The organism is Qipengyuania marincola, from assembly GCF_029688625.1.
Taxonomy (GTDB): domain Bacteria; phylum Pseudomonadota; class Alphaproteobacteria; order Sphingomonadales; family Sphingomonadaceae; genus Qipengyuania.
Map to the genome: position 1 here is coordinate 176520 of NZ_JARULC010000002.1, position 23396 is coordinate 199915.

General features: G+C 64.0%; 32 protein-coding genes. 14 read left to right on the forward strand and 18 right to left on the reverse strand.

What is annotated here, in order from left to right; genetic code table 11:
• Positions 1–2 precede the first annotated feature (2 nt).
• From P8Q88_RS06005 to P8Q88_RS06015, 3 genes are all read left to right on the forward strand, one after another.
• Positions 3–908 (forward strand): methionyl-tRNA formyltransferase, encoded by a 906-nt coding sequence (locus P8Q88_RS06005; RefSeq protein WP_278322938.1) that lies wholly within the window; start codon positions 3–5, stop codon positions 906–908.
• Positions 905–1597 carry a PIG-L deacetylase family protein gene (locus P8Q88_RS06010; RefSeq protein ID WP_278322939.1) on the forward strand — a complete coding sequence of 231 codons (693 nt, stop codon included), beginning with the start codon at positions 905–907 and terminating at the stop codon, positions 1595–1597. The genes P8Q88_RS06005 and P8Q88_RS06010 overlap by 4 nt, the downstream gene beginning before the upstream one ends.
• Positions 1598–1808: 211 nt before the next feature.
• The gene (locus P8Q88_RS06015) at positions 1809–2459 is read left to right on the forward strand and encodes a response regulator transcription factor (protein ID WP_278322940.1); all 651 of its coding nucleotides are present in this window, start codon (positions 1809–1811) and stop codon (positions 2457–2459) included.
• Between the two features lie 155 nt (positions 2460–2614).
• Here P8Q88_RS06015 and msrB read toward each other — a convergent pair whose 3' ends face one another.
• The gene (gene msrB / locus P8Q88_RS06020) at positions 2615–3025 is read right to left on the reverse strand and encodes a peptide-methionine (R)-S-oxide reductase MsrB (protein WP_278322941.1); all 411 of its coding nucleotides are present in this window, start codon (positions 3023–3025) and stop codon (positions 2615–2617) included.
• A 217-nt stretch (positions 3026–3242) separates the two neighbouring features.
• Between msrB and rpsT the strand changes: the two genes are divergently transcribed.
• From rpsT to P8Q88_RS06045, 5 genes are all read left to right on the forward strand, one after another.
• Positions 3243–3503 carry a 30S ribosomal protein S20 gene (gene rpsT, locus P8Q88_RS06025; RefSeq protein WP_278322942.1) on the forward strand — a complete coding sequence of 87 codons (261 nt, stop codon included), beginning with the start codon at positions 3243–3245 and terminating at the stop codon, positions 3501–3503.
• Positions 3504–4013: 510 nt separating this feature from the next.
• Positions 4014–5426, forward strand: a complete 1413-nt coding sequence (dnaA, locus tag P8Q88_RS06030; RefSeq protein ID WP_278322943.1) for a chromosomal replication initiator protein DnaA — start codon at positions 4014–4016, stop codon at positions 5424–5426.
• Positions 5427–5581: 155 nt separating this feature from the next.
• Positions 5582–5851: a hypothetical protein gene (locus tag P8Q88_RS06035; RefSeq protein WP_278322944.1), complete on the forward strand. Its 270-nt coding sequence runs from the start codon at positions 5582–5584 to the stop codon at positions 5849–5851.
• 42 nt (positions 5852–5893) lie between these two features.
• Positions 5894–6313: a DUF983 domain-containing protein gene (locus tag P8Q88_RS06040; RefSeq protein ID WP_278322945.1), complete on the forward strand. Its 420-nt coding sequence runs from the start codon at positions 5894–5896 to the stop codon at positions 6311–6313.
• A complete protein-coding gene (locus tag P8Q88_RS06045) occupies positions 6313–7077 on the forward strand; it encodes a HesA/MoeB/ThiF family protein (RefSeq protein WP_278322946.1) in 765 nt (254 codons plus the stop codon). Before P8Q88_RS06040 ends, P8Q88_RS06045 begins: the two co-directional genes overlap by 1 nt.
• A gap of 9 nt (positions 7078–7086) precedes the next feature.
• On the opposite strand, the gene P8Q88_RS06050 is transcribed toward P8Q88_RS06045, so the two are convergent.
• Complete coding sequence (locus tag P8Q88_RS06050) at positions 7087–7617, reverse strand: hypothetical protein (protein WP_278322948.1); 531 nt, start codon at positions 7615–7617, stop codon at positions 7087–7089.
• A gap of 38 nt (positions 7618–7655) precedes the next feature.
• The gene (locus P8Q88_RS06055; RefSeq protein ID WP_278322949.1) at positions 7656–8360 is read right to left on the reverse strand and encodes an NAD-dependent deacylase; all 705 of its coding nucleotides are present in this window, start codon (positions 8358–8360) and stop codon (positions 7656–7658) included.
• Positions 8361–8433: 73 nt separating this feature from the next.
• Here P8Q88_RS06055 and dapB point away from each other — a divergent pair, with 73 nt between their 5' ends.
• From dapB to nth, 3 genes are read left to right on the forward strand one after another with little or no spacing between them, the layout of a single operon-like run.
• On the forward strand, positions 8434–9162 hold the full coding sequence (dapB, locus tag P8Q88_RS06060) for a 4-hydroxy-tetrahydrodipicolinate reductase (protein ID WP_278322950.1): 729 nt from the start codon (positions 8434–8436) through the stop codon (positions 9160–9162).
• 29 nt (positions 9163–9191) lie between these two features.
• Positions 9192–9509 (forward strand): hypothetical protein, encoded by a 318-nt coding sequence (locus P8Q88_RS06065; protein WP_278322951.1) that lies wholly within the window; start codon positions 9192–9194, stop codon positions 9507–9509.
• Positions 9506–10156, forward strand: a complete 651-nt coding sequence (gene nth / locus P8Q88_RS06070) for an endonuclease III (protein WP_278322952.1) — start codon at positions 9506–9508, stop codon at positions 10154–10156. The genes P8Q88_RS06065 and nth overlap by 4 nt, the downstream gene beginning before the upstream one ends.
• On the opposite strand, the gene P8Q88_RS06075 is transcribed toward nth, so the two are convergent.
• The 3 genes from P8Q88_RS06075 to dapE are packed head-to-tail and all read right to left on the reverse strand — an operon-like array spanning position 10153 to position 12990.
• Positions 10153–10566 carry a DUF4279 domain-containing protein gene (locus tag P8Q88_RS06075; protein ID WP_278322953.1) on the reverse strand — a complete coding sequence of 138 codons (414 nt, stop codon included), beginning with the start codon at positions 10564–10566 and terminating at the stop codon, positions 10153–10155. The genes nth and P8Q88_RS06075 overlap by 4 nt on opposite strands.
• 12 nt (positions 10567–10578) lie before the next feature.
• The gene (locus P8Q88_RS06080) at positions 10579–11817 is read right to left on the reverse strand and encodes a dicarboxylate/amino acid:cation symporter (RefSeq protein WP_278322954.1); all 1239 of its coding nucleotides are present in this window, start codon (positions 11815–11817) and stop codon (positions 10579–10581) included.
• Positions 11818–11841: 24 nt separating this feature from the next.
• Positions 11842–12990: a succinyl-diaminopimelate desuccinylase gene (gene dapE / locus P8Q88_RS06085; protein WP_278322955.1), complete on the reverse strand. Its 1149-nt coding sequence runs from the start codon at positions 12988–12990 to the stop codon at positions 11842–11844.
• 29 nt (positions 12991–13019) lie between these two features.
• Here dapE and P8Q88_RS06090 point away from each other — a divergent pair, with 29 nt between their 5' ends.
• Positions 13020–13487: a cupin domain-containing protein gene (locus tag P8Q88_RS06090; protein ID WP_278322956.1), complete on the forward strand. Its 468-nt coding sequence runs from the start codon at positions 13020–13022 to the stop codon at positions 13485–13487.
• On the opposite strand, the gene P8Q88_RS06095 is transcribed toward P8Q88_RS06090, so the two are convergent.
• On the reverse strand, positions 13484–14359 hold the full coding sequence (locus P8Q88_RS06095) for a S1/P1 nuclease (protein WP_278322957.1): 876 nt from the start codon (positions 14357–14359) through the stop codon (positions 13484–13486). The genes P8Q88_RS06090 and P8Q88_RS06095 overlap by 4 nt on opposite strands.
• Positions 14356–15015 carry a glutathione S-transferase family protein gene (locus tag P8Q88_RS06100; protein ID WP_278322958.1) on the reverse strand — a complete coding sequence of 220 codons (660 nt, stop codon included), beginning with the start codon at positions 15013–15015 and terminating at the stop codon, positions 14356–14358. The genes P8Q88_RS06095 and P8Q88_RS06100 overlap by 4 nt, the downstream gene beginning before the upstream one ends.
• A 104-nt stretch (positions 15016–15119) precedes the next feature.
• On the opposite strand from P8Q88_RS06100, the gene P8Q88_RS06105 reads away from it, so the two are divergent.
• Positions 15120–15539 carry a VOC family protein gene (locus P8Q88_RS06105; protein ID WP_278322959.1) on the forward strand — a complete coding sequence of 140 codons (420 nt, stop codon included), beginning with the start codon at positions 15120–15122 and terminating at the stop codon, positions 15537–15539.
• A gap of 55 nt (positions 15540–15594) precedes the next feature.
• On the opposite strand, the gene P8Q88_RS06110 is transcribed toward P8Q88_RS06105, so the two are convergent.
• The 7 genes from P8Q88_RS06110 to P8Q88_RS06140 form a co-directional block, all read right to left on the reverse strand.
• Complete coding sequence (locus tag P8Q88_RS06110) at positions 15595–15894, reverse strand: hypothetical protein (protein ID WP_278322960.1); 300 nt, start codon at positions 15892–15894, stop codon at positions 15595–15597.
• A 112-nt stretch (positions 15895–16006) separates the two neighbouring features.
• On the reverse strand, positions 16007–16651 hold the full coding sequence (gene yihA, locus P8Q88_RS06115; protein WP_278322961.1) for a ribosome biogenesis GTP-binding protein YihA/YsxC: 645 nt from the start codon (positions 16649–16651) through the stop codon (positions 16007–16009).
• Positions 16651–18432 carry a membrane protein insertase YidC gene (yidC, locus tag P8Q88_RS06120; RefSeq protein ID WP_278322962.1) on the reverse strand — a complete coding sequence of 594 codons (1782 nt, stop codon included), beginning with the start codon at positions 18430–18432 and terminating at the stop codon, positions 16651–16653. Before yidC ends, yihA begins: the two co-directional genes overlap by 1 nt.
• Positions 18433–18503: 71 nt before the next feature.
• Positions 18504–18713 carry a membrane protein insertion efficiency factor YidD gene (gene yidD / locus P8Q88_RS06125; RefSeq protein ID WP_278322963.1) on the reverse strand — a complete coding sequence of 70 codons (210 nt, stop codon included), beginning with the start codon at positions 18711–18713 and terminating at the stop codon, positions 18504–18506.
• A complete protein-coding gene (gene rnpA, locus P8Q88_RS06130) occupies positions 18710–19093 on the reverse strand; it encodes a ribonuclease P protein component (protein WP_278322964.1) in 384 nt (127 codons plus the stop codon). The genes yidD and rnpA overlap by 4 nt, the downstream gene beginning before the upstream one ends.
• An 87-nt stretch (positions 19094–19180) precedes the next feature.
• Positions 19181–19315, reverse strand: a complete 135-nt coding sequence (rpmH, locus tag P8Q88_RS06135; RefSeq protein WP_278322965.1) for a 50S ribosomal protein L34 — start codon at positions 19313–19315, stop codon at positions 19181–19183.
• 124 nt (positions 19316–19439) lie between these two features.
• Positions 19440–20366 carry a hypothetical protein gene (locus tag P8Q88_RS06140; RefSeq protein WP_278322966.1) on the reverse strand — a complete coding sequence of 309 codons (927 nt, stop codon included), beginning with the start codon at positions 20364–20366 and terminating at the stop codon, positions 19440–19442.
• A 162-nt stretch (positions 20367–20528) separates the two neighbouring features.
• Here P8Q88_RS06140 and P8Q88_RS06145 point away from each other — a divergent pair, with 162 nt between their 5' ends.
• Complete coding sequence (locus tag P8Q88_RS06145; RefSeq protein ID WP_278323635.1) at positions 20529–22037, forward strand: YifB family Mg chelatase-like AAA ATPase; 1509 nt, start codon at positions 20529–20531, stop codon at positions 22035–22037.
• On the opposite strand, the gene P8Q88_RS06150 is transcribed toward P8Q88_RS06145, so the two are convergent.
• The 3 genes from P8Q88_RS06150 to P8Q88_RS06160 all read right to left on the reverse strand — a co-directional run bounded on the left by P8Q88_RS06150 (position 22034) and on the right by P8Q88_RS06160 (position 23341).
• Complete coding sequence (locus P8Q88_RS06150; RefSeq protein WP_278322967.1) at positions 22034–22381, reverse strand: hypothetical protein; 348 nt, start codon at positions 22379–22381, stop codon at positions 22034–22036. The genes P8Q88_RS06145 and P8Q88_RS06150 overlap by 4 nt on opposite strands.
• Before the next feature lie 110 nt (positions 22382–22491).
• Complete coding sequence (locus tag P8Q88_RS06155; RefSeq protein ID WP_278322968.1) at positions 22492–22722, reverse strand: hypothetical protein; 231 nt, start codon at positions 22720–22722, stop codon at positions 22492–22494.
• A 64-nt stretch (positions 22723–22786) separates the two neighbouring features.
• Entirely contained in the window at positions 22787–23341 is a 555-nt protein-coding gene (locus P8Q88_RS06160) for a winged helix-turn-helix transcriptional regulator (RefSeq protein ID WP_278322969.1), read from the reverse strand.
• Between the last annotated feature and the right edge of the window lie 55 nt (positions 23342–23396).

A 23396-nucleotide genomic window follows, 5' to 3' on the forward strand; every position in this document is an offset into this window, starting at 1 on the left:
CGATGCGTATCGTTCTGGTTGGCGCGGTAGAAAGCACGCGCGTGGCATTGAAAGCCATGCGCGAAAGCGCGTGCGATGTGGCGATGGTCGTCACGCTCGATCCCGCCTTGTCCGGCCGTCATTCGGATTTCGTGGACCTGGCACCCGAAGCGCGCGCCGCGGGAGCCGACTTGCTCGCCATCCGCAAGACGAATGACCCGGAAACCCTGAAAGCAATCGCGGACGCGGCACCCGATTGTATCTTCGTCATCGGCTGGTCGCAGATTTGCGGCCCGGATTTCCTGGCGATCGCGCCTGGCAAGACTTTCGGCTATCACCCCGCCCCGCTGCCACGCATGCGCGGGCGAGCAGTTATTCCATGGACGATCCTCGCCGACGAGAAGATTTCCGGCTCGAGCCTTTTCTGGATGGACGAGGGCGTCGATACCGGGGCGCTGCTCGCGCAGGAGTTTTTTCACGTCTCCCCTCGCGAAACTGCAGCCAGCCTTTACGACAAACACATGGTGGCGCTCGACACGATTGTCCGGCGAGCCATCGCGACACTGGCCGACGGCAGCGCGCGGGAGATCGCGCAGGACGAAGACTGTGCGACCTATTGCGCGCGTCGTCGTCCTGGCGATGGAGAGATCGACTGGGCGCGTTCCGCCGATGAAATCGACCGCTTGGTCCGGGCCACCGGGCGCCCCTATCCCGGTGCCTTCACCCACTCTGGCGAAACGCAACTGACGGTGTGGTCGAGTTCCCTCCCGCAGGATTGCAGACATCACGCCTCTCCCGGTCAGATCGTAGGGATCGACGGCGACGCCTTGGTGGTCCAGACCGGTTCCGGGACGATCAGGATCGAGGAGTGGAGCATGGCAGAAGACAAGCGCCCGCAGATGCATGCGATGTTGGGCCGAGCCTCATGACGGACATTTCGCCCCTCGACCACTTCGGGCGCATACTGGTTGTCGCGCCGCATCCCGATGACGAGGTACTGGGTTGTGGCGGAACCATCGCCCGCCTCCGCGACCATGGCCACGATGTGCACGTCGCTATCGTCACGACCGGCAAGCCACCGCAATTCCCGGCCGATCTGGTGATGCAGATACGCAAGGAACTGGATGCCGCGCACGAGGTGCTGGGCGGAACCACCAAGCATTATCTCGATCTGCCGGCGGCGGCACTCGACACGATCGGTGCCGCTCAGATCAACGGTGCGGTGGCGGAAGTCGTGGCAAAGGTTAATCCCGATGCCGTCTTCGCGCCCTTTTTCGGCGACGTGCACGTTGATCACCAACTCGTCTTCAACGCCACCCTTGTCGCGTGCCGACCACGCTCTGCGGCAACGCCGCGCCTCGTCCTCGCATACGAGACGCTGTCGGAGACGAACTGGGCAGCTCCGCCGATCACGCCAGGGTTTCAGCCGAATGTCTTTGTAGACATCGGGGACACCCTGGAACGCAAGCTGGCGGCCTTCGCGAAATTCGAAAGCCAGGTGAAACCCTTCCCCGACGAGCGTTCGCTCGACACGATCAGAGCGCTTGCCCGCTTGCGCGGCTCGACCGTGTTCCGGCCGGCAGCCGAAGCGTTCATGCTGGTGCGCCAGATCGTTTAATCTGCGCGACGAAGGGTTGCCCCATTTTGGTACGCCATAATAGTTAGCGTTCGCATCGGACTCGACTCCCCAACTCCGTCGGTATACCTAACCAATTATTGAATTCAGAGGTTGGTCGTTCCTTCGGGTCGAGACGGAGGACAACACGATGCATTCTGAACAAGCTATACCGTTGGCGATCATCAGCCGGAATACTTTGGCACGAGAAGGTATGCGCCGCATCCTTCATGGTGAAACGTTCGAGGTCATAAAATCGAGCAATACAAGCTCGTTTCTTTCTGAAGAGAATGAAGACATCGCGCCGCGCATTGTCCTGCTGGACGAGAGCGACGAGTGCTGCGTGGCGACAGAAGTCGAGCAAATTCGCGAGCATTGCAGCGAAACGCGAGTAGTCGTGCTGACCAACGAGTATGATTTCGACGCCATGGTCGAAGCGTTCCGGTCGGGCATTCACGGCTACATCGTGAAATCGATCGATTGCGATCCGCTAATCGAGTCCCTGAAACTGGTGCACCTTGGCGAAAAGGTCATGCCGAGCGAACTGGCCAACCGGTTTCCGCAGCACTGGATCGATGAGAATTGTGCGACCAGTTCGCACAGCGATCTGCTGGACCTGTTGTCCGATCGCGAGCTCGAGACGCTGAGATTCCTGGTAGTGGGGGCGCCGAACAAGGTTATCGCGCGCAGTCTCGATATCAGCGAGGCGACCGTGAAGGTCCACGTAAAGGCGATACTCCGCAAACTGGACGTGCAGAATCGTACCCAGGCTGCGATCTGGGCAGTGCGCAACGGCATCAGCATGCAGCAGATGCCAGTCGACCAGCTGCCGAGCCCCGCGAGAGAGGAAACCGCGGCGGTCTGATCGACCAATGCTAGAAGGCGCGTGAGGTCTCACGTGCTGCACCGCGGACGAGCAGGGAGGGGCGGGCGATGCCCCCTCCTATCACCGTCAACTCCCTGCCACCTCCCCCATCGCGCTGCGAAACGCAGTGCGAGGGCAGGCGGGCATTTCACGATTTACCGATCGTCACCTTCGGGTTCGAAGTCCAGCGCTGCGCTGTTGATGCAATAGCGCATCCCGCCTCGCTCGCGCGGCCCGTCCGGGAAGACATGGCCGAGATGGCCGCCGCAGTTCGAACAGGTGACTTCCGTGCGGATCATCCCGTGCGAGGTGTCGCGGTGTTCTTCGACGGCATCGCCCTCCGCCGGGGCTACGAAAGCCGGCCAGCCACAACCGCTATTGTATTTGTCGTCGCTCTCGAACAGCTTTTGGCCGCAGCCGGCGCAGTAATATTCGCCCTCGTCGAAATGCTTGTCGTACTTGCCGGTAAAGGCCCGCTCCGTTCCGGCCTCGCGCAGCACATGATACTGTTCGGGGGTCAGCGTCTCGCGCCAATCGGCGTCGCTGCGTTCGGTCTTTTCGGTCACCTATGTCTTCCCTTCGCCTCGATCGATCTTATCTAGGCTAACAGCCAAGGCGTGCTCACGTTCCAGCAGTGCACGCTATCGGGCGACACATGTACTTGACGATTCGCATGACGGGGGCTAAGTGCGCCGCTTTCCGGCGGCCCGCAGGCTGCCTTTTCGTAACGCCCAGACGAGATTTTTGCCGCGCCATTCCAGGTGCGGCCTGACGAGGACAAATATGGCCAATACGCCGCAAGCCAAGAAGCGCATCCGCCGCAACAATCGCCGCGCGGAGATCAACACCGCTCGCATGAGCCGCATTCGCAACTTCGTGAAGAAGGTCGAAGTGGCCATCGAAGGTGGTGACAAGGATGCCGCCCAGGCCGCGCTCAAGACGATGCAGCCCGAGCTGGCTCGCGGCGTCGCACGTGGCGTGCTCCATAAGAACACCGCAGCACGGAAGATGAGCCGGTTGAGCAAGCGCGTCTCGGCACTCTGATTCGGCTTATCAGCCGCCCCATGTGGGGTTGAACAAGGGGTCTCGCGCAATCGGCGCGGGGCCCCTTGTTGCATCTGTCGCACGGGCCGTGACACGGAGGTCGAAACGCCGCTTTCAAACCCTAGCAAATCCCGCGATTCGCCTCCTTAATGATGACCAAATCCCCGCAAAACAGCGGCTTGCACGGCCGCCCGCGGGGTTGGTTCGAGTCAACAACATTATTTCAGATTTTTTGCAGTTATCCCCCTTGCGAAGAATCGCTGCAGCGACCTACACAATGGTCACTGGCACGGGACGGGACAGCCCGCGCCTCATATTCGAGATGCATTGGGGGGGGCCTCCGGAGAAAGTCATTTCCGGGGCGTGGCGGAGCCTTGTCTTCGCACCTTGAAGCATGATTGTCGTTAAGGATCGCGGCCTGCATGCGAATGGCCGCGCTTGGGGGACGTTTGTGTAATGGGCAAAGCTATCGACGGTGCGCGGCTAAAACAAAAAACACGGGACGATCTGATGGAAGATAGCGAAGCGGTAAATCTGGCAGCCGACTGGTCTGACATCAGCCAGGGTCTGCGCAAGGATCTCGGACACCAGCTTCACAGCCAGTGGATCAAGCCTATCCAGGTCGGCGGCATCGACAAGGAATCCGGCACGCTCGATCTGTTCCTTCCCACCGAATTCAGCGCCAACTGGGTCAAGGACCGCTTCGCCGACCGCCTGAGCCTGGCCTGGAAGATTGCCCGCAGCGAAGTGCGCCACGTCAACATCCAGGTCCATCCGGGCCGACGCCAGGTTGCCGACCTGCGCCTGCACTCCGACGGCCGCCGCCCGGCCAACGACGGGGCCGACAGTTCGATGATGGCGATCAGCGCGGACACGCTGGGCGACAGTGGCTTCACCTCCAGCGTAGGTCTCGACCCCAGCCTGACCTTCGCCGCCTTCATCACCGGCGAAGCGAACGTGTTGGCCTTCAATGCCGCCCAGCGCATGAGCGCAACGGAAAAGCCGCAGTTCAGCCCGCTCTACCTCAAGGCCGCAACCGGCCAGGGCAAGACCCACCTGCTTCACGCGATAGGCCACAACTTCCTGCAGGCCCATCCACGCAGCCGCATCTTCTACTGCAGCGCCGAGCGCTTCATGGTCGAATTCGTCCAGGCGCTGAAGGCCAACCAGATGCTCGAATTCAAGGCCCGCCTGCGCAGCTTCGACCTACTGCTGGTGGACGACATCCAGTTCATCATCGGGAAGGCATCGGCTCAGGAAGAGCTGCTCTATACGATCGATGCATTGCTGGCCGAAGGCAAGCGGCTGGTCTTCGCCGCCGACCGCGCGCCTCAGGCACTGGATGGGGTCGAGCCGCGCCTGCTCAGCCGCCTGTCGATGGGTCTCGTCGCCGATATCCAGGCCGCCGATATCGAATTGCGCAAGAAGATCCTGCAGTCCAAGCTGACCAAGTTCGCACCGCTGCAGGTGCCGGGCGACGTGCTCGAATTCCTCGCCCGCACGATCACCCGCAACGTGCGCGAGCTGGTCGGCGGCCTGAACAAGCTGATCGCCTATGCGCAGCTTACGGGTCAGGAAGTCTCGCTCCAGCTGGCAGAGGAGCAGCTGACCGATATCCTGTCGGCCAACCGCCGCCGGATCACGATCGACGAGATCCAGCGAACCGTGTGCCAGTTCTATCGCATCGATCGCTCCGAAATGTCGAGCAAGCGCCGGGCGCGTGCCGTCGTCCGGCCGCGGCAGGTGGCGATGTATCTCTCCAAGGTACTCACCCCGCGCAGCTATCCCGAGATCGGCCGTAAGTTTGGCGGGCGCGACCACTCCACCGTAATCCACGCCGTTCGCCTGATCGAGGATTTGCGGCAGCGCGACGCGGATATGGACGGTGACGTGCGCAGCCTCCTGCGCCAGCTGGAGAGCTGATGCGGCACTTCGCCGGAGGGTTGCTGGCGGTTTTCGCCGCGGCCTGCGGCACCACCGAAGTCGCGCCGGACCCTTCCGGGTACGAGACTGCATAAGCGCTGGACATCCATGTCGCGCGCACCGCGCAGCCGCTGCTCGGGCCCGACGGCAAGCCCGTGCCTGCGCGTCTTGCGCTGTTCCACGGCGCCTACCGCGTGGTCAACGGCTGTCTCGTGTTCGACATGGGTGGGGAGCAGCCGGCGCTGGTCCGCTTCGGGCGCGACAGCACGATCGCCATTTTCGCAGACCGCTTTTCTGTCGACGGCCAAGTTACTGCTCTCGATGCCCGGACGACCTTGGGCGGCGGTTTTGATGACGAGAATGCCTACGATCTGCTCGTCGAGCCCCCGGCCCCGGCTTGTGCCTTCCCTGTGATCGGGCGCTGATCACGCTCGACAGGCGGGGTGCGACCCGCCAAAGGGGGCGCCATGCCCATCGAGCCGCCGCACTACGCCCTGCCCGCTTCCTTCGGCCAGACGCTGCTGCGCGGCGCACGCTGTCACTGTCCGCGCTGCGGCGAGGGCCCGCTGTTTCGCAAGTGGCTGAAGCCGGTCGACGAATGCGCCGTATGTAATCTCGATATTCGCGAGCAGAGGGCCGACGATTTTCCCGCTTATATCTCGCTGTTCGTGACCGGCCACCTGCTCGCCCCTGTGCTAATCTTCCTCGTCGCGGAACTGGCGCTGGGCGCGATGGCGATCGTCGCGATCATCATTCCGCTGGCAGTCGCGATGCTGATTGCCCTGCTCCAGCCGTCCAAGGGCGCGGTGATCGGCATGCAGTGGTGGAACGGGATGCATGGCTTTCGCAAGGAACGTCTGCCCCAAGCCGATGAGGACGCGGCTTGATGACCCTGACCGAAGAGCGCCTCGACCGCTTCGCGCGGCATATCGTCCTTCCCGAGATCGGCGGTGCGGGACAGGTCGCGCTGGCCGGCAAGCACCTCGTGCTGGTCGGCCTCGGCGGGATCGGTAGCCCTGCGCTGCAATATCTCGCAGCAGCAGGGATCGGCAGGCTTACCCTCGTCGACGACGACCGCGTCGAAGCATCCAATCTCCAGCGCCAGACGCTCTTCAATACCCGCGACATCGGCCACGGGAAGGCGGTCGTGGCGAAACGCTGGGTGACCGGATTCGACCCGACGCTCGATGTGGCCATAAGCGACCGGCGGATCACCGGCGAGAATGCGCATCAGCTGGTGGTGGACGCCGACCTCGTGCTCGACGGGACGGACAATTTCGCGACGCGCCTTGCCGTGTCCGATGCTTGCGTCGCGGAGCGCGTACCCCTGCTTTCGGCCGCCGTCGGGCGCTTCCAGGGACAGATCGGGGCCTTTGCCGGGCATCTGCCGAACGAGGCTTGCTATCGCTGTTTCGTGGGCGATGCTTTCGATGCCGAGGACTGCGATACCTGCGCAGAGGACGGCATGCTCGGCGCGATGGCCGGATGGGCAGCCACGTTCGCGGCGCTGCAGGCCGTGCGCGTACTGCTGGGCTCGGCAGGAAACATGCGGGAAATCGAATGGGGTCGCGTCTACCTGCTCGACGGGCTCAAGCCCGACATGCGCAACTTCGCGATTTCCAAGGATCCGGCTTGCCGCGCTTGCGGCTGATGCGCGCTCCTAGTCGGTCGGACAACGCACGTAGGTGGTGCTTTCGTCCCCGCCCCGGCGCACGCGCATGCGATCCTGCGTTTCGCGGGCGAAATAGACCACGCGGTTCTCTGTCGTCCCGTCCGGCGTCTCGAAAGGATAGGTGACCGCAAGGGCATTGCCGTCGATGCGGATGTCGCTCGCATAGCCCCGGTCCTCGAAGAAGTTCACCCGGTCGGCAGCGACTGTCATGCGGTTGAAGCTGCGTGCGACGCAGTGTTCGCTCGAGGTCGCCCAGGTTCCGCGGAACCTTTCGGGAATGGCGGCGATCTCGCGCTGGCCGCTGTCCGACGCAGCGCTGTCTGTCGAATTCGCTCCGGTCGCAGTCCCCGATTCCATCGAGTCGATGGCGGCATCGGCTTCGCTGGCCGAGGATTCCTGCGCGCTCTCGGACGCGGGCGTCGGCGTCGCCGTGTCGGATGTGGGTGGCGGTGCCGCCTCCTGGCCCGAACAGGCGGCGAGCATCAGGACGAAAGCAGTGGCGCTGGCGATTTGTCTCATGCAGCAAGGAATGCGGCGCGACGCAGCCCGTTCCGCGCTCACCGGCGGCTGAGAAACTCCTCGACCCACTCCGGTACGAGGGCGCTTGCCTTGCCTTGCCGCGATTCACGGAACCAGCCCGATCCCTGACTGCGCTCGAGATTGAGCTCGAGCGTGTCGATACCCAGACTGCGCGCATCGCGCACGAAGCCAGCCGCCGGATAGACCGCGCCCGATGTGCCGATGCTGACGAACAGGTGCGCGCGGCGGATGGCGGCATAGATCCGCTCCATTTCGTAGGGCATTTCGCCGAACCACACGACATCGGGCCGCAGCGCACGGGTTCCGCAACCGGGACAGGGCGGGCGATCGGCCAGCGTGCCGGTCCACGGGGTCTTTCCATCGCAGGCAGTGCACCAGGCGTTGAGGTGCGTGCCATGCATGTGCAGAACCCGGCGCGCGCCTGCCCGTTCATGCAGGTCGTCGACATTCTGCGTGACGATCAGCAGATCGCCATCCCACTGCTGATCCAGCCGGGCCAGCGCCTCATGCGCGGGATTGGGCTGCTTGGTCTGGATCGCCTCGCGCCGCATGTCATAGAACCGCAGCACCAGGTCGGGATCGCGCGCGAAGCCTTCGGGCGTGGCGACGTCTTCGACCTTGTGCTGTTCCCACAATCCGCCTTCGCTGCGGAAGGTGTCGATCCCGCTCTCGGCGGAAATCCCCGCGCCGGTCAGGACCACGATGTTGCGTATTTCGGCCATTCCTCACAAGTAGCGAAGGCAGTGAGGGGATCAACCGCCCTCAAGTAGCGAAGCGGTAGGGCGACGAGGACCAATGGCGAATATCGGCGTAATCGGCAGCAGGGGCGCCATGGGCGAAGCTTTGCGGCGCGTGATCGAGGCCTCCGGCCACGATTACGCGGGTGGCGCCGACAAGGGCGACGATGTCGGCAAGCTGGCGGATGTGTCGGACGTGCTGGTCGATTTTTCCGCGCCGACCGCGCTCGAGGCCAATCTCCATGCAGCCATCGGTGCCGGTGTGCCGATCGTGATTGGGACGACCGGGCTCGAGCCGAGCCACCATGAAGCGATCGACAATGCCGCGCGCGCGGTGCCCGTGTTGCAGACCGGAAATACCTCGCTCGGCGTAACGCTGCTGGCGCATCTGGTGCACCAGGCTGCCGCGCGGCTCGGCCCGGATTGGGACATCGAGATCGTCGAGATGCACCACCGCCGCAAGGTCGATGCGCCGAGCGGTACCGCGCTGTTGCTGGGGGAGGCGGCGGCAGAAGGTCGCGGGATCGATCTCGGGGCGAACAGGGAAAGCGGGCGGGACGGTCAGACCGGAGCGCGCGAACGCGGAGCCATCGGCTTCGCGGCGCTCCGCGGCGGTACCGTCGCGGGCGAACACAGCGTCATCTTGGCAGGCGAGCAGGAACGCATCACACTCTCCCACAGCGCCGAGAACCGCGAGATCTTCGCGCGCGGCGCGGTCAAAGCAGCCGACTGGCTGAAGGGCCGCGAGCCGGGGCGCTATACGATGGAGCAGGTGCTGGGGCTTTGAAGGGATTCGCCATCGGATGCGGCCTGGCGATGGCCATCCTTCTAACAAGCATTGGCTATGTCATGGGCCTGCCCGAAGCGGGTGCTTCCTATTCCTGGCCGATGTGGGTCAGCCTCTCAGCCCTGGCTGGGCTTCCCTTCGGCTATGCCACTCTGGTGCAGACGCCGCCGCCATGGCGCGCCGGCCTGACCGGCTTTGCGCTGATGCTGGTCGCTCTGGTGGCGCTCGCGGTCCCGTTCGCCTTCGATGACGCCCTGCGAGCAGTGCATGGCGGGCAGATGATCTTCTGGAGCGTGGTCTGGACCGTCGCCGCCTTTCCTTTCATCCGCACGGCCAGCAAGCGATGACCAAGGACCAGATTTTCGAATTCTTCCGCCGGCTGGCCGAGGACAACCCCTCGCCCGAGACCGAGCTGGAATATGGCAATTGCTACCAGCTGGTGGTTGCCGTGGCGCTATCGGCGCAGGCGACCGACGTCGGCGTGAACAAGGCGACGCGCGCGCTGTTTCGCGAGGTCGAGACGCCGCAGCAAATGCTGGCGCTGGGCGAAGAGGGGCTGAAGGAGCACATCAAGACCATCGGCCTGTTCAATTCCAAGGCGAAGAACGTCATCGCGCTCAGCCAGTTGCTGGTCGACGAATATGGCGGCGACGTGCCCGACACGCGCGAGGACCTCGTGCGGTTGCCGGGCGTGGGCCGCAAGACGGCCAATGTCGTGCTCAACTGCTGGTTCGGTCAGGAGACCTTCGCGGTCGACACGCATATCCTGCGCGTCGGCAACCGCACCGGCCTCGCCAAGGGCAAGACGCCCGAGCAGGTCGAGGCGAAGCTTGAAAAGCGCGTGCCGCAGCCCTTTCGGCTGGGTGCGCATCACTGGCTGATCCTGCATGGCCGCTATGTCTGCAAGGCGCGCACGCCCGAATGCTGGCGGTGCAAGGTGGCCGATCTGTGCAGCTTCCGGAAGAAGGTGCTGGAGAAGCCGAAGGGGCGTTAGCCCTCGCTACCACCATATAAGTCTAGCTCGAGTGCCAAACCTCGGTCCGAAATCTGTTGCAAGATTGAGTGCGACAGCCCCACGCCCTCATTGACGTCATCCATAAACAGGCCGCAGAAAAGCTGCGCCCGTTCAGATTCGGGAAGCTGCTTCCAACGCGACAGGTCTTGGGTCACGAGTGAGAGTACCGTTGCGATTTTTGTCTCAAGATTGCCTGAGACTTCCTTATCAACTTCAACACGCCAAGATCCTGTTGGGGCGATCTTTCTTCTGCCGTGACTAGTGACCCATGGCTCCCCTTTTTTGATGCCGACGGTCGGTTGGCATTCGAGAAGCTCGGTAAATAGCTCGGGCTCTAGATCGTCGTCCCAGAAACCAAGCGTGACGATGCAATCTGAGAGTTCTGCCATCAGCGAACTGCCTCAAACATCGTCCGCCGAGACCATCTCGCGCCGGTCGATCTCGCCCGTCATCACCGCGACCGTCGTCGCCACCGCGGCGTCGCCGCTGACGTTGGTGGTGGTGCGCATCATGTCCATGATCCGGTCCACGCCGGCGACGAAGGCGATCGTCTCCAGCGGCACGCCGACTGCGCCGAACACCAGCGCCATCATGATGAGGCCTGCACCCGGAATACCTGCCGCGCCGACTGCGCCGAGCGTCGCAAGGATAGAGATCAGGAAATAGTCGCCCATCGACAGGTCGACGCCGAAGATCTGCGCCCCGAACAGCGTGGCGAGGCCGAGATACATCGCGGTGCCGTTCATGTTGATTGTCGCCCCGAGCGATATCACGAAGGCCGCGACCGAGTTCGAGACGCCAAGATTGCGCTCGGCGCAGCGCAACGTTACCGGCAGCGTCGCGTTGGAGCTGGCAGTGGAATAGCTCACCGCCATCGCATCCACGATGCCGCGGAAGAAGTCGCGCACCGGCAGCTTGGCGAGGAACTTGATCATGCTGCCGTAGATGAAAACGATAATCAGCAGGCAGCCGAGGTAGTTGAGCCCCACCAGCTTAGCGAGGCTGACCAGCGCATCCAGCCCCAGCGTCCCCGCCACCCAAGCCATCAGCGCGAAGACGCCGAACGGCGTCAATTCCATCACGATCATGGTGACCTTCTGCATGATCACCGCGCCGCTATCGAACACCTTCTGGACCGGAACGCCCTCTTCCTTGGCCATAAGAATGCCGATGCCGATCAGGAGCGAAAAGACGATCAGCGGCAGAACCGCGACATCGGCCATCACCTGCACCGGGCTTTCGGGCACGATTGAGAGGATCATGTCGACCGCCGTGGTCTCGTTGGGCACCGGCGTCTCGCCGCGCTGGATCGCGCTGGTATCGACGCCCGATCCCGGCGCGAGCACGGTGCCGAGGCCGAGGCCCAGCCACACGGCGATCTGCCCGGTCACGACGAACAGGATCATCGCCCGCCCGCCGACCGCGCCGAGTTTTCGCAAGTCTCCGATCGCCGCCACGCCGCTGACGAGGCTGAAGAAGATCAGCGGCACGACCAGCATCTTGATCGCCTTGATGAAGAAATCCCCGATCCACTTGATGCTCTCCGCATCAGGCCCCCAGGCCCAGCCGGTCAGCACCCCCAGAATGAGCGCGGTGATGACGCGCTGCCACAGCGGAATTTCGAACCAGGTCCTCAGCACGGCGATCCCCTCATTGTGCCTGTATCAACGCGCCAGCGCGTCCTTCGCGATGCGCGCATAAATGCGGCTTAGCGTCGAAAGGTCCTCGATGGCCACAGCTTCGTCGCGCTTGTGCATCGTCGCGTTGCACAGACCGAATTCGATCACCGGGCAGACCGCACGCAAGAAGCGCGCGTCCGATGTCCCCCCGGTGGTGGAGGGCTCGGGATCGATCCCGGTTTCCGCCCTCACCGCAGCGGCGATGATGTCGCTGAATTCGCCCGGCGGTGTCAGGAAGGGCTCGCCCGAAATGATCGGCAGCGCGGTGCCGCCGTGCTTCTCCGCGATCGCACCGACCTTCTCCGAAAGCGAGGCGCCCGAGTGCAGATCGTTGAAGCGGATCGAGATGCGCGCCTTGGCCATCGCCGGGATGACATTGTGCGCCATGTTGCCGACTTCCACATCAGTAATCTCGAGATTGCTGGGCTGAAACCAGTCGGTCCCCTCGTCCAGCACCAGCGCGTCCAGTTCGGCCAGCATCGCGACCAGCTTGGGGATCGGATTGTCGGCGAGGTGCGGATAGGCGACATGGCCCTGCGTCCCCTCGACCTCCAGCCAGATATTGACGGAACCGCGTCGCCCGATCTTCATCATGTCGCCGAGGCGGTTCACCGAGGTCGGCTCGCCGACGAGGCACAGGTCGGGCCGGATGCCCTCGGCGTTCATGTAGTCGATCAACGCGCGCGTCCCGTGGAGCGCAGGACCTTCCTCGTCGCCTGTGATGATGAAGCTGATCGTCCCGGCCTCGGCAGGCACATTCGCCACGGCATCGACCATGCAGGCGATCGAGCCCTTCATGTCCACCGCCCCGCGCCCGTAGAGCAACTCACCTCCGGGGCTCGGGCGCACCTCCGGCTCGAACGGCGCGCTGGCCCAGCCATCGCCTGGGGGCACCACATCGAGGTGACCCGCGAACGAAAAGTGTCTTGAGCCTTCCGGCCCGCGGCGGATCGCAAAGAGGTTTTCGACCGCCTCCTCAGGCGTCCCATGCTCGCCCTCGCCGCGTGTGAAGCGCGTTACCTCGAAGCCGAGCGGGGCCAGCATCGCCTCCATCGCGTCGAACACGGTGCCGCGCGCCGGGGTGACGCTGGGCGCGGCGATCAACTGCTTGGCGAGAGCGAGAGCATCGGTCATGCTGACCGCGCTAGCAGGAGTGTGCGACAATGCCCAAGCTCGATCTCGATGCGATCCCCCAGACCAACGCAACGGGCTATCCGCCACCGTTCGACGAGGATGTTAAGGGGCGCAACTATCGCCGGCTGGCGCCGGCCGCCGGGCTGACCAAGCTCGGCGCGAGCCATGTGGTGCTCGATCCCGGCGCCTATTCCTCGCAGCGACACTGGCACGAGGGGCAGGGCGAGCTGGTCATTATCCTGCAGGGCGAGGCCGTGTTGATCGAGGACATCGGCGAGGTTCCGGTGGGCCCGGGGGATATTCTCGCATGGCCTGCGGGAAAGCGGGACGGACACCGGCTCCATAATCGCAGCGAACGCCCCTGCGTCTACATCGCCATCAGCGGCGGCGACCGGGAAGACGATCGCGGCGAATATCCCGACATCGACATGGTGTTCACGCCCGAAGGCTATTTCCGCAAGGACGGAACGCCCTATCCGACCAAGCGCGTGCCCTAGTCGCGCTCGGGCTCGGGCAAGGGGCCGGGCGCGAAGGCAGCGTCGAGATAGTCCGCCATGCGCAACCCCGCCTGCAGCACGCGGCGCCGCGCGATGGGGATGGCGCGCTCGATGTCTTCCTGAGTCAGCGCGGTCTCGTCAGGCAGGTCCGCGCCCTCGCACGGTGGCCGGTCGAAGGCGTTGGGATAGACGAAGTCGCGGCTGGTCTCCCAGCTTTCCCGGCCCCAGTCGGCAGGGGTCCCGCCAGCCATCGCTGCACGTTCTTCGGCGCTGTAACGGCGCGCGAGCGGCATCGGCGAGGACGTGATTGCGCGTTCGGCGAGCGGTCCGTCCCAGATCCAGTGCAGGTTGAGATCGGGCACGATGCCGTAATCGGTCTCGATGTCGTTGCCGCCGCGATCCTCATGGTCGCCCGAATGGAGCGGCATGTGCACGTCGCCGATGAAATGGACGAGGAATGCCAGCGCCTCCAGCCGGACATTGGCGGGCAGCGCCTCGTCGGCAAGGATGCGCTGGTTGCGCTCGATCTGCGCGAGGATGCAGTTCTGGCCCGAGCAATTTTTGCGCGGCTCGTAAGCCTCGCACACCGGCGTCGTGCGATAATGCCAGGCGAAGGTATAGCCCCAGCGCCAGTAATCCTTGCGCAGGCAATCGGGCCACACCGATGCGTCCTCCAGACTGGCGAGAGCGCAGTCGGGCGTACCGAGTTCTGGCGCGCTGCGCAGGAGTTGCGCGATCTTCGCCCGCGTTTCCGGAGTCACGTTTTCCAGCGCGATGTCGGCGGTGACGGTGTGGGCGTAATAGCCCCATGCCAGCGCCGGTGCCGGAAGCAGCGCCAGCAGCGCCGCACACAGGGCTGCCCACCGGATCATGCGACCGTTTCGTACTGCTCGATGACCCATTCTTCGTTTTCAGATGCCTCGATCCAGCCCTGCATCCATTCATGTTCCCACACGGCCTGCATGTAGGCGGCGGCAAAGCCCGGCACGGCGATCTGGTAACTGATGAAGCGGCTGACGACCGGCGCAAAGAATACGTCCGCCGCGCCAAAGGTACCGAACAGGAACGGCCCACCATTACCAAAGCGGCTGCGTGCCTCGGCCCACAGCGTCAGGATGCGCAGGATATCGTCGCGGCAATCCTCGCTTGGTTCGAACCCTTCGAAACGTTTGCGCACGTTCATCGGGCATTGGCTGCGCAAGGCCTGGAAGCTGGAGTGCATCTCCGCCACCATCGAGCGCGCCATGCCGCGTGCCACGTCGTCCTTCGGCCAGAAGCGGTCGCGCCCGACCTTGTCGGCGAGATATTCGAGAATGGCGAGGCTGTCCCAGACTACGACATCGTCGTCCCACATCAGCGGGACCTTGCCCGACGACGGCTGAATTTCCCCGCCCTGCTTGGTCGCTTCCCAGTTCTCGCCATACAGCGGTACGACGATTTCCTCGAACGACAGGCCCGACTGCTTGGCGGCCAGCCAGCCGCGCAACGACCAGCTCGAATAGTTCTTGTTGCCGATGATCAGTTTCATGCGCGTGCCCACCTTTCACGACGGGCGGTAGAGGTTCAGTTTGACGCTGTCGAGGCTGAACAAGCCGGCTTTTCGCCGTGGCACTTTGCAGCTAGACGAACGCCATGAGCCTGCGCCCCTTCCACCTCGCCTTTCCCGTCGACGACCTTGCCGCAGCGCGCCGTTTCTACGGCGAGACCATGGGCTGCGCTGAAGGCCGCAGTAGCGATGAGTGGATCGACTTCGACTTCTACGGCCACCAGATCGTGGCGCATCTTGCCAAGGGCCAGGCAGGCGACCGGGCGAGCAACCCTGTCGATGGCCACGGCGTGCCAGTGCCGCATTTCGGCATCGTGTTGCGGATGGAGGACTGGCAGGCGCTGGCCGAACGGCTTCAGGCGGCCGGAGTGGACTTCGCCATCGAACCGACGATCCGCTTCAAGGGCAAGCCCGGCGAACAGGCCACGATGTTCTTTCGCGATCCCAGCGGCAACGCGCTGGAAATGAAGGCGTTTGCGGACGACGCTATGCTGTTTGCGAAGTGATGGGCGGCATCCCTGCGGGCTCGCGCTTGCCTGGGCCTGCGGGACAAGACGCCTGTTAGAAGGTTATGCCGCCTGCGCGGCCGTCTTCCACGATCCGATTGGCAACGGCATTGCCTTCACGCGCGACCCGCTGCCATTCGCGATTGGACAGGCAAACTTTTTTGCGATTGGCGCGCGTTCCCGTCTTGTACCAGTCGCGGCAAACGAGCAAATCGGGATCGTAGCCTGTCTCGGCCGGATTGGTGATCGGAATACCGCCGGCCTTGTAGCCGGGTTCGATTGCGTCATCTTCGGCAACAGCCGGAGTAGAAACTGTAATCGTCAGGCCAAGAAATAGTGTAGTAAGCCTAAACATCGTTCGGCCTCCTCTGTTTTCCCTGCAGTCCCACGACAAGTTTCATCGCCGAAAGAAAAAAGTCCAGTAATAGAGGCCCTTGTGTGTCGCGCCCAGGGTTGCACCAATCGGTCTATACCCCGGCGTCCGCCAGCACAGCAGCCCTCAGCGTACCGATTCCCATGCCCTTTTCCGCACTGGTGACGTGGACTTCGGGATAGGCGGCGACATGCTTGCGTGCTTCGGCCTCGGTCGCCGCGACGACCTTTTCCAGCTCGCTCGCCTTGATCTTGTCCGCCTTGGTCAGGACCACGCGATAGCCGACGGCAGCCTCGTCGAGCATTTTCATCATGTCGCGGTCGACCTCCTTCGGGCCATGGCGGCTGTCCACCAGCACCAGCGTTCGCGCGAGTACGGCGCGACCGCGCAGATAGGTCTTCACGAGGTTCTTCCACCGCTCGACGACCTTCACCGGCGCCTTGGCAAAGCCATAGCCCGGCATGTCGACGAGGCGGAACAATGTCGGATCGCCGACCTCGAAGAAATTCAGCTCCTGCGTGCGGCCCGGCGTCACCGACGTGCGCGCAATCGCCTTGCGCCCGGTCAGCGCGTTGAGCAGCGTGCTCTTGCCGACATTGGACCGTCCGCAGAAGGCGATTTCCGGCACATCGGGCTCGGGCAGGAACTTGAGCTGCGGGGCCGAAAGGAGGAACTCCACCCGACCCGAGAACAGCTTGTTCGCACGCCTTTCCAGCGTGGCGAGTTCGGCCTCGTCCATCAGCCGGCCTTGGCCGCTTCGGCCGCCTTCTTCTTCTTCTCTTCCTCGATCATCGCCCGCATCTGCGGGTGCTTCGAATAGAGATATTTCTGCTGCGCGAGGGTGAGGATGTTGGATGTCACCCAGTACAGCAACAGGCCGGCCGCAAACGGCGCCATCACGAACATCAGGATCCACGGCATGATGTCGAAGATCTTCTGCTGCATCGGGTCCATCGCGCTCGGGTTCAGCTTGAAGGTCAGCCACATGGTGAAGCCCAGCAGCACGGCGAGCACGCCGAGGCCGAAGATGATCATCAGCCATCCCGGCACATCGATGCCGATATAGGCGAGCGCATTGGCTAGATTGGCCGGGTCGGGCGCGGACAGGTCGTTGATCCACAGGAAGTTCTCGTGCCGCATTTCCACGGCAAGGATCAGCACCTTGTAGAGCGCGAAGAACACCGGGATCTGGAGCAGCATCGGCAGGCAGCCGGCGAGCGGATTGACCTTCTCGCGCTTGTAGAGCTCCATGATCTCTTGCTGCTGCTTCGGCTTGTCGTCCTTATACTTCTCCTGAAGTTCCTTCATCTTGGGCTGGATGGCCTTCATCGCGGCCATGCTGGCAAAGCCCTTCTGCGCGATCGGGAACATCAGGCCGCGCACGATGATGGTCAGAATGATGATGGCGACGCCGAAATTGCCCACCGCATCGAACAACGTGCGCAACAGCCACAGCATCGGCTTCTCGAACCAGCGGAACCAGCCCCAGTCGATGGCGAAACCGAACTTCTCGATCCCGGCATCCTGATAACTGTCGAGCACCACGCTTTCCTTGGCGCCGGCATAGAGCCGCGAGGTCGTGGTGTACTTGCGGCCGGCCGGCACGCTGACCGGTTCGTAGATCATGTCGGCGCGATATGTTTCGCTGCCCAGCGCGCGGAAGGTGGCGTCAGGCGCGCTGCCATCCTGCGGGACGAGCGCGGACAGCCAGTAGATGTCGGTGAAACCGGCCCAGCGCGTGCGCCCGCCCTCGGGCGAGATGCGGCCGCTCTCGTCGATATCGTCATAGTCGAGATCGTATTCCGCCGTATCGCCGAACACGCCCATCGGCCCGGAATGAGCGATCCACAGATCCTCGCTCGCCGTGCGGCTGGTGCGGTTGATCAGGCCGAAGGGCTGGACGACCACGTCGTCGCCGCTGGTGTTCGAGACCGACTGTTCCGCGGTGATCATGTAGTTGTCGTCGATGCTGTAGCGAACAGCGAAAGTCAGGCCCTGGCCATTGTCCCACGTCAGCGTGACGGGGGTTTCAGGCGTCAGCCGCTCGCCATCGGCTTCCCACAGCGTTTGCGGGCCGGGCACCGCAAGGTTCGAGCCGACCCAGCCGAACTGCGCGAAATACTGCGCCGGCGTGCCGTTGGGCGAGAACAGGCGGACGGGGCCACTGTCCTTCTCCGAGGTTTCGGTGTGGTCCTTGAGGACGATATCGTCCACCAGGCCGCCGCGAAGATTGATCGAGCCGGCCACACGCGGCGCATCGATCGGCAGGCGATCAGGTGATGCCAGCGCCTTGGCGACATCGACCTCCTCCTGTGCCTGCAGCGCCGGATCGACCAGGCCGCCGGTGCGCGAGTGCTGTGTTTCCCCGCTCTGTGCCGCACGCGACGCAGGCGTGTCGGCCACTTCTTCCACCATCGCCTCGTCCGGCTGGGGGTAGAAATACTGCATCGCGTAATCCCACCCAATCAACAGCAGGAAGGATAGGGCGATCGCCAGGATCAGATTGCGCTGGTTTTCCAAGGTCGGTCCCGTCGTAGTCAGTCGTAAATCGTCATGTGGGGGAGGTGTGTTATCACTTCAAGACAGTGCCGCTAGGGCACCGGGTCGTAACCATGCCCGCCCCATGGGTGGCAGCGCAGTATACGCTTCGTCGCCAACCATCCACCCTTGATCGCACCATATTTGCCCAGCGCCTGCACGGCATATTCGCTGCAGGACGGGGCATAGCGGCACGAGGGCGGAAGGATGCGGCTCGGCCCCCATTGCCACAGCCGGGCGATGAAAATGAGCAGGTGTTTCATGCGCGGCGGCTCCGGCGGTTGCGTGGCGGACGAGCGGGATCGCCCTTGCCCTGCGCGGCTTGCGCGAGCGCCGCCTGCAGTTCCTCGCGCAGCCGCGCAAAATCGCGCTCCACTCCGCCTTCGCGACCGATCAGAACATGGTCGTGGTCCGGCAAGCCGCTATCGGGCAGTGCATCCCACAAAAGCTCGCGGAAGCGCCGTTTCATGCGGTTGCGGACCACCGCATTGCCGATCTTCTTCGTCACCGTGATGCCGTAGCGCTTGCCCTGCCCGTCATTGGGCCGCGCGAGCAACACGAAGCCGGGGCGCGCAACACGCAGCCCGCGATTCGCGGCGAGAAAATCGCTGCGCTTGCGGATGACGGAAAGTCCGGATCTCATGGGGCCTGCATACGCAAAACGGGCCCCCGATGGGAGCCCGCTTGCATCCGTTCGCCGATCGCCGCGCGTCAGGCGCGGCGAATCAGATCAGGCACACAGGTTCTTGCGGCCACGCTTGCGGCGGGCGCGGAGAACCTTGCGGCCGCCCGGAGTCGCCTTGCGCGCGAAAAAACCGTGGCGACGCTGGCGCACGAGGTTCGAGGGCTGGAAAGTCCGCTTCATCGGATAAGTCCTTAAGTCGTTCTATGAGCGGCGGCACAGCCTGCCGGGTGCCACCAATAAAAAGGGCCACCCTGGCGGGGTGACCGCTTGATTGCCGCGCGCATAGGCAAACGCGCGCAGGCCGTCAAGGAAAAGTCACGCTCGCGAAAGCCAGGCGGGGCGCTTGCTCCCTCGACCGCTGCGGTGCGGATTCAGGCAGGCGGGCAGCGTGGCGCAGCGCCGGTCGCGCCCAGCGGCGCATCTCGCCCGCCGACAGCCACCGGGCCGAGTGATGGGGCACCGAATTGGTGAAATCGTAGAACGCACGCGCCTGGCCCGCGTCCATGCCCATTTCGCGGTAATAAGCGAGGTATTTGCGATTCTCAGGAGCGTCGGCGGCGAAATCGTCGGCTTCGCGGCCGTAGTCGTCCATCCAGCTGTGGACCGCGAATTCCGCGCCGTCGGCAATATCGCGCTCGACACCTGCAAGAAACAGCTCGACCGCGCCGGAGCGGACCGAGCCGACCGCGGGTACATGGACGACAAGCCGTGCGGCGCGGATCATCCGGCCAAGCCGCATGTTGGCGATATCGTCCTGCGTGCCCGGACACTCGACCATGTCGATCTGGGCAAGGCCCGGATAGTCGCGCATCATCGCGGCGAAGTCGGCAGGCGTTGCCCGGTTCGTTTCGCCCAGCAAGGCGACGCGGCGCTCGTCAAGTACCATGAACGGGCCGTAATGCGCCAAGCCCCTGCGATAGCTGCGACGCGACCGATCGATCACGGGCGGAGCCTGCCAGCGCGGGACGTCCGAGACCGACAAGCGCGGCTGCGGACGCACGCCGACGAAGTCGGCACCATGGTGCTTCGGAATTGCGGTGGGGACCACCAGCGGTGCGAGCACCTTGGTTCCCGCGATCGGCTGCAGGACCCTGCCACCCTCGACCTGCTGGACCACCGGCTGCGACACATAGACGACCGGCATGGCCACCAGGCCGAACGATTGCGCTGCCGCCGGCGAAGCCATGGCAAGTCCGAGAAGCGATGCGGCCGAGGCGAGAATGCGAAGCATGCCCCGTTCTCGCGCGCGCGACTTTCCAATCCGCCAAGAGCTATGGTGAAGGGAGCGTTTACCCTGTTCCTTTCCACCATTCCGGGTCCGCTTTCCCCTCGACAAGTCAGCGTGTTACCGCCATCGAGCGGCAAGGCATTGCATGCGATGCAGGGGGTCACGCTGGTAGCTCTGGTAAGAACGGTCGCCTATCTTGGGCTGGAAGCGCGCGCGGTCGAGGTGCAGTGTTCGGTCGCGCCCGGACTGCCGAAATTCAACATCGTCGGCCTCGCAGACAAGGCGGTGGGCGAAAGCAAGGAGCGGGTGCGTGCCGCCCTGTCGAGCATGGGTCTCGCGCTCCCGCCGAAACGGATCACGATCAATCTGTCACCCGCGGACCTGCCCAAGGAAGGCTCGCATTACGACCTGCCGATCGCCCTTGCATTGCTGGCCGCGATGGGCGTGACCGATGCGGAGCAGCTGACCGACTGGATCGCGGTCGGCGAACTTGCGCTCGATGCCCGGATCGTCGCCTCGCCGGGCGTCCTGCTCGCAGCGATCCACGCCAGCGAGGCGGAATGCGGCCTGATCTGCCCGAAGACGCAAGGGGCGGAGGCGCGCTGGGCGAGCGAGATACCGATCTGTGCCGCGCCAGATCTTGCCAGCCTGCTCAACCACCTCAAGGGCACGCAGCAATTGCCGCCGCCCGAGGCAGGCGAGGTCGCCGAACCCGGGCGCGGTCCCGATCTCAAGCAGGTCAAGGGTCAGGAAACCGCCAAGCGCGCGCTCGAGATCGCCGCGGCCGGCGGGCACAATTTGTTGATGATCGGGCCGCCGGGCGCAGGCAAGTCGCTGCTCGCCAGCTGTTTACCCGGCATCCTGCCGCCGCTCACCCCGCCCGAGGCGCTGGAAGTGAGCATGGTGCAATCGGTCGCCGGCACGCTGGATGACGGCAGGATAAGCCGCGCCCGCCCGTTTCGCGCGCCCCACCACTCGGCCAGCATGGCGGCGCTCACCGGCGGGGGGCTGCGGGTGAAGCCGGGCGAGGTCAGCCTCGCCCATCTCGGCGTGCTGTTCCTCGACGAATTGCCCGAATTCCAGCGCGCCGTGCTCGATTCGCTGCGACAGCCGCTGGAGACCGGCTCGGTCGATGTCGCGCGCGCCAATGCGCATGTGACCTTCCCGGCCAATGTCCAGCTGATCGCGGCGATGAACCCGTGCCGCTGCGGCCATCTCGGCGATCCGGCGCTCGCCTGCAGCCGCGCCCCGCGCTGCGCCGCCGACTACCAGAGCAAGGTCAGCGGCCCCATGCTCGACCGGATCGACTTGCATGTCGAGGTCGACCCCGTCAGCGCCGCCGATCTCGCCCTGCCACCGCCAGCCGAAGGAAGCGAGGAGGTGGCGGCCCGCGTCCTTTCCGCGCGCAACCGACAAACCGGGCGCAAGGAGAGGACCGGCGTACGCAGCAATGCGGATCTCGACGGCGAGGGGCTTGAGGAGTTCGCGACACCCGACGAGGCGGGTCGCCAGCTGTTGATGCAGGCGGCCACCGCCATGCGCCTCTCCGCGCGCAGCTATACGCGCATGCTGAGGGTCGCGCGGACGATCGCCGATCTCGCAGGAGCCGAGCAAGTCGGCCGCATCCATGTGGCCGAGGCGCTCAGCTACCGACGGCAGGCACCGCGGGCCTAATCCTCGGTCATGTCGAGGTTGAGCTTGACCGGCTGGTGTTCGCGGTCGCCCTCGAATTTCTTGAGGAAATCCTCGATCGGCACCTGCTGGGCCTTGTCGACCATCGGGTTGGACTTGGCCATCTCGACGGCCTTGAGCTCGTCGGGCGTCATGCGCACATGGATGTAGGGCATCCAGACTTCGCCGAACTCGGCCTGCTGATACCACACATCGAGCACGTCGTAGGACGCCCATTGGCCGCCGGGCTCCTTCAGGCGGATGCCTTCGCCAATGCGCGGCACCGTGACCGCCTTGATGCGGAAGACGCTTTGATGCGTCTCATTCTGGATTTCGATATCGATCAACGAAACTGTCCGGCCAAGTCTGTGCAAACACGTGAAGTGCGGCTCGGTATATCGGCCGTTCGTTGACATCGTTTTAACGATGACGTCACGCAGCCTGCGCGCTCATGACGTCATTCTTCAACCGCACCATAGGGCGTGTTCTCGAGCAATTTGCGAGTGTAGTCAGGGGCGCCATCATCCCACCAGACGGGGCCGCGCTCACCCAGCGTCACCTTGGCCGCGTGAACCCTCTTGCGGGCGGCCTTTTCGGATTCTTCATCGCCCGCCCGCTTCGCCGCAGCGACGTCGCGCCGCGCGTCCATCAATGCATCGACATGCCGCTGGCGCTCGGTGTCGGACAAGGCGGGATTGGTCGCGCGCCACAGGCGTCCGCGGACGATGATATAGCGTCCGTCGGGCGTTCGTTCAGGCGGCGGAATTGGCGCGGCGCAAACTTTCGATATCGATGACGTCGCCGCGCTCGAGCGGTTCCCCTTCGGACGCCTGGCTGCCATCGGCGCGTTTGCCCAGATTGGCGCGCTCAACGAGAGCGAGATCTAGCGGTCCGAGAATGCGCCCGTCGTGGCTGAGGATGGACGTCGGCCCGATGGGCAGGCGATCGCGCTCGTCCACCAGCACCGGATTCTCGACCACTTCGGCCCCGTATTTCTGACCCCACTGTCGCAGGGCCACCATGACGGGCAGCAGGTCGAACCCCTTGTCGGTCAGCCGGTACTCGATCTTGCGCCGGTCATCGGGGCAGGGATCGCGGCGCAGGATACCGTTCTCGACCAGCTTCGCCAGGCGATTGGACAGGATGTTCCGGGCGATCCCAAGCTCGCTCAGGAATTCTTCGAAATGGTGGAGGCCGTTAAAACTCGCGCGCAGGATCATGAAGGACCATCGCTCGCCCATGACCTCCAGCGCCTGCGGCAGGCCGCATTCGGTCAATTCACGCAGCGGTTCGCGGATTTCGCCCATAAAAATCGGTCCTTTCCCTGCAACCTATCTAGCGCCTCTTTCGCCCACGCCAAAC

Excerpts from the sequence above, each read along its gene's own strand:
- P8Q88_RS06095 (WP_278322957.1), bottom strand. The coding sequence starts at position 14,359 with ATGATCCGGTGGGCAGCCCTGTGTGCGGCGCTGCTGGCGCTGCTTCCG.
- P8Q88_RS06010 (WP_278322939.1), top strand. The coding sequence starts at position 905 with ATGACGGACATTTCGCCCCTCGACCACTTCGGGCGCATACTGGTTGTC.
- P8Q88_RS06050 (WP_278322948.1), bottom strand. The coding sequence starts at position 7,617 with ATGAGACAAATCGCCAGCGCCACTGCTTTCGTCCTGATGCTCGCCGCC.
- rnpA (WP_278322964.1), bottom strand. The coding sequence starts at position 19,093 with ATGAGATCCGGACTTTCCGTCATCCGCAAGCGCAGCGATTTTCTCGCC.
- yidD (WP_278322963.1), bottom strand. The coding sequence starts at position 18,713 with ATGAAACACCTGCTCATTTTCATCGCCCGGCTGTGGCAATGGGGGCCG.
- P8Q88_RS06105 (WP_278322959.1), top strand. The coding sequence starts at position 15,120 with ATGAGCCTGCGCCCCTTCCACCTCGCCTTTCCCGTCGACGACCTTGCC.
- P8Q88_RS06040 (WP_278322945.1), top strand. The coding sequence starts at position 5,894 with ATGCCCATCGAGCCGCCGCACTACGCCCTGCCCGCTTCCTTCGGCCAG.
- rpmH (WP_278322965.1), bottom strand. The coding sequence starts at position 19,315 with ATGAAGCGGACTTTCCAGCCCTCGAACCTCGTGCGCCAGCGTCGCCAC.
- P8Q88_RS06065 (WP_278322951.1), top strand. The coding sequence starts at position 9,192 with ATGGCCATCCTTCTAACAAGCATTGGCTATGTCATGGGCCTGCCCGAA.
- dapE (WP_278322955.1), bottom strand. The coding sequence starts at position 12,990 with ATGACCGATGCTCTCGCTCTCGCCAAGCAGTTGATCGCCGCGCCCAGC.
- P8Q88_RS06005 (WP_278322938.1), top strand. The coding sequence starts at position 3 with ATGCGTATCGTTCTGGTTGGCGCGGTAGAAAGCACGCGCGTGGCATTG.
- P8Q88_RS06160 (WP_278322969.1), bottom strand. The coding sequence starts at position 23,341 with ATGGGCGAAATCCGCGAACCGCTGCGTGAATTGACCGAATGCGGCCTG.
- P8Q88_RS06055 (WP_278322949.1), bottom strand. The coding sequence starts at position 8,360 with ATGGCCGAAATACGCAACATCGTGGTCCTGACCGGCGCGGGGATTTCC.
- P8Q88_RS06100 (WP_278322958.1), bottom strand. The coding sequence starts at position 15,015 with ATGAAACTGATCATCGGCAACAAGAACTATTCGAGCTGGTCGTTGCGC.
- rpsT (WP_278322942.1), top strand. The coding sequence starts at position 3,243 with ATGGCCAATACGCCGCAAGCCAAGAAGCGCATCCGCCGCAACAATCGC.
- P8Q88_RS06075 (WP_278322953.1), bottom strand. The coding sequence starts at position 10,566 with ATGGCAGAACTCTCAGATTGCATCGTCACGCTTGGTTTCTGGGACGAC.
- P8Q88_RS06045 (WP_278322946.1), top strand. The coding sequence starts at position 6,313 with ATGACCCTGACCGAAGAGCGCCTCGACCGCTTCGCGCGGCATATCGTC.
- P8Q88_RS06015 (WP_278322940.1), top strand. The coding sequence starts at position 1,809 with ATGCGCCGCATCCTTCATGGTGAAACGTTCGAGGTCATAAAATCGAGC.
- yihA (WP_278322961.1), bottom strand. The coding sequence starts at position 16,651 with ATGGACGAGGCCGAACTCGCCACGCTGGAAAGGCGTGCGAACAAGCTG.
- dnaA (WP_278322943.1), top strand. The coding sequence starts at position 4,014 with ATGGAAGATAGCGAAGCGGTAAATCTGGCAGCCGACTGGTCTGACATC.
- nth (WP_278322952.1), top strand. The coding sequence starts at position 9,506 with ATGACCAAGGACCAGATTTTCGAATTCTTCCGCCGGCTGGCCGAGGAC.
- dapB (WP_278322950.1), top strand. The coding sequence starts at position 8,434 with ATGGCGAATATCGGCGTAATCGGCAGCAGGGGCGCCATGGGCGAAGCT.
- P8Q88_RS06090 (WP_278322956.1), top strand. The coding sequence starts at position 13,020 with ATGCCCAAGCTCGATCTCGATGCGATCCCCCAGACCAACGCAACGGGC.
- P8Q88_RS06110 (WP_278322960.1), bottom strand. The coding sequence starts at position 15,894 with ATGTTTAGGCTTACTACACTATTTCTTGGCCTGACGATTACAGTTTCT.
- P8Q88_RS06140 (WP_278322966.1), bottom strand. The coding sequence starts at position 20,366 with ATGCTTCGCATTCTCGCCTCGGCCGCATCGCTTCTCGGACTTGCCATG.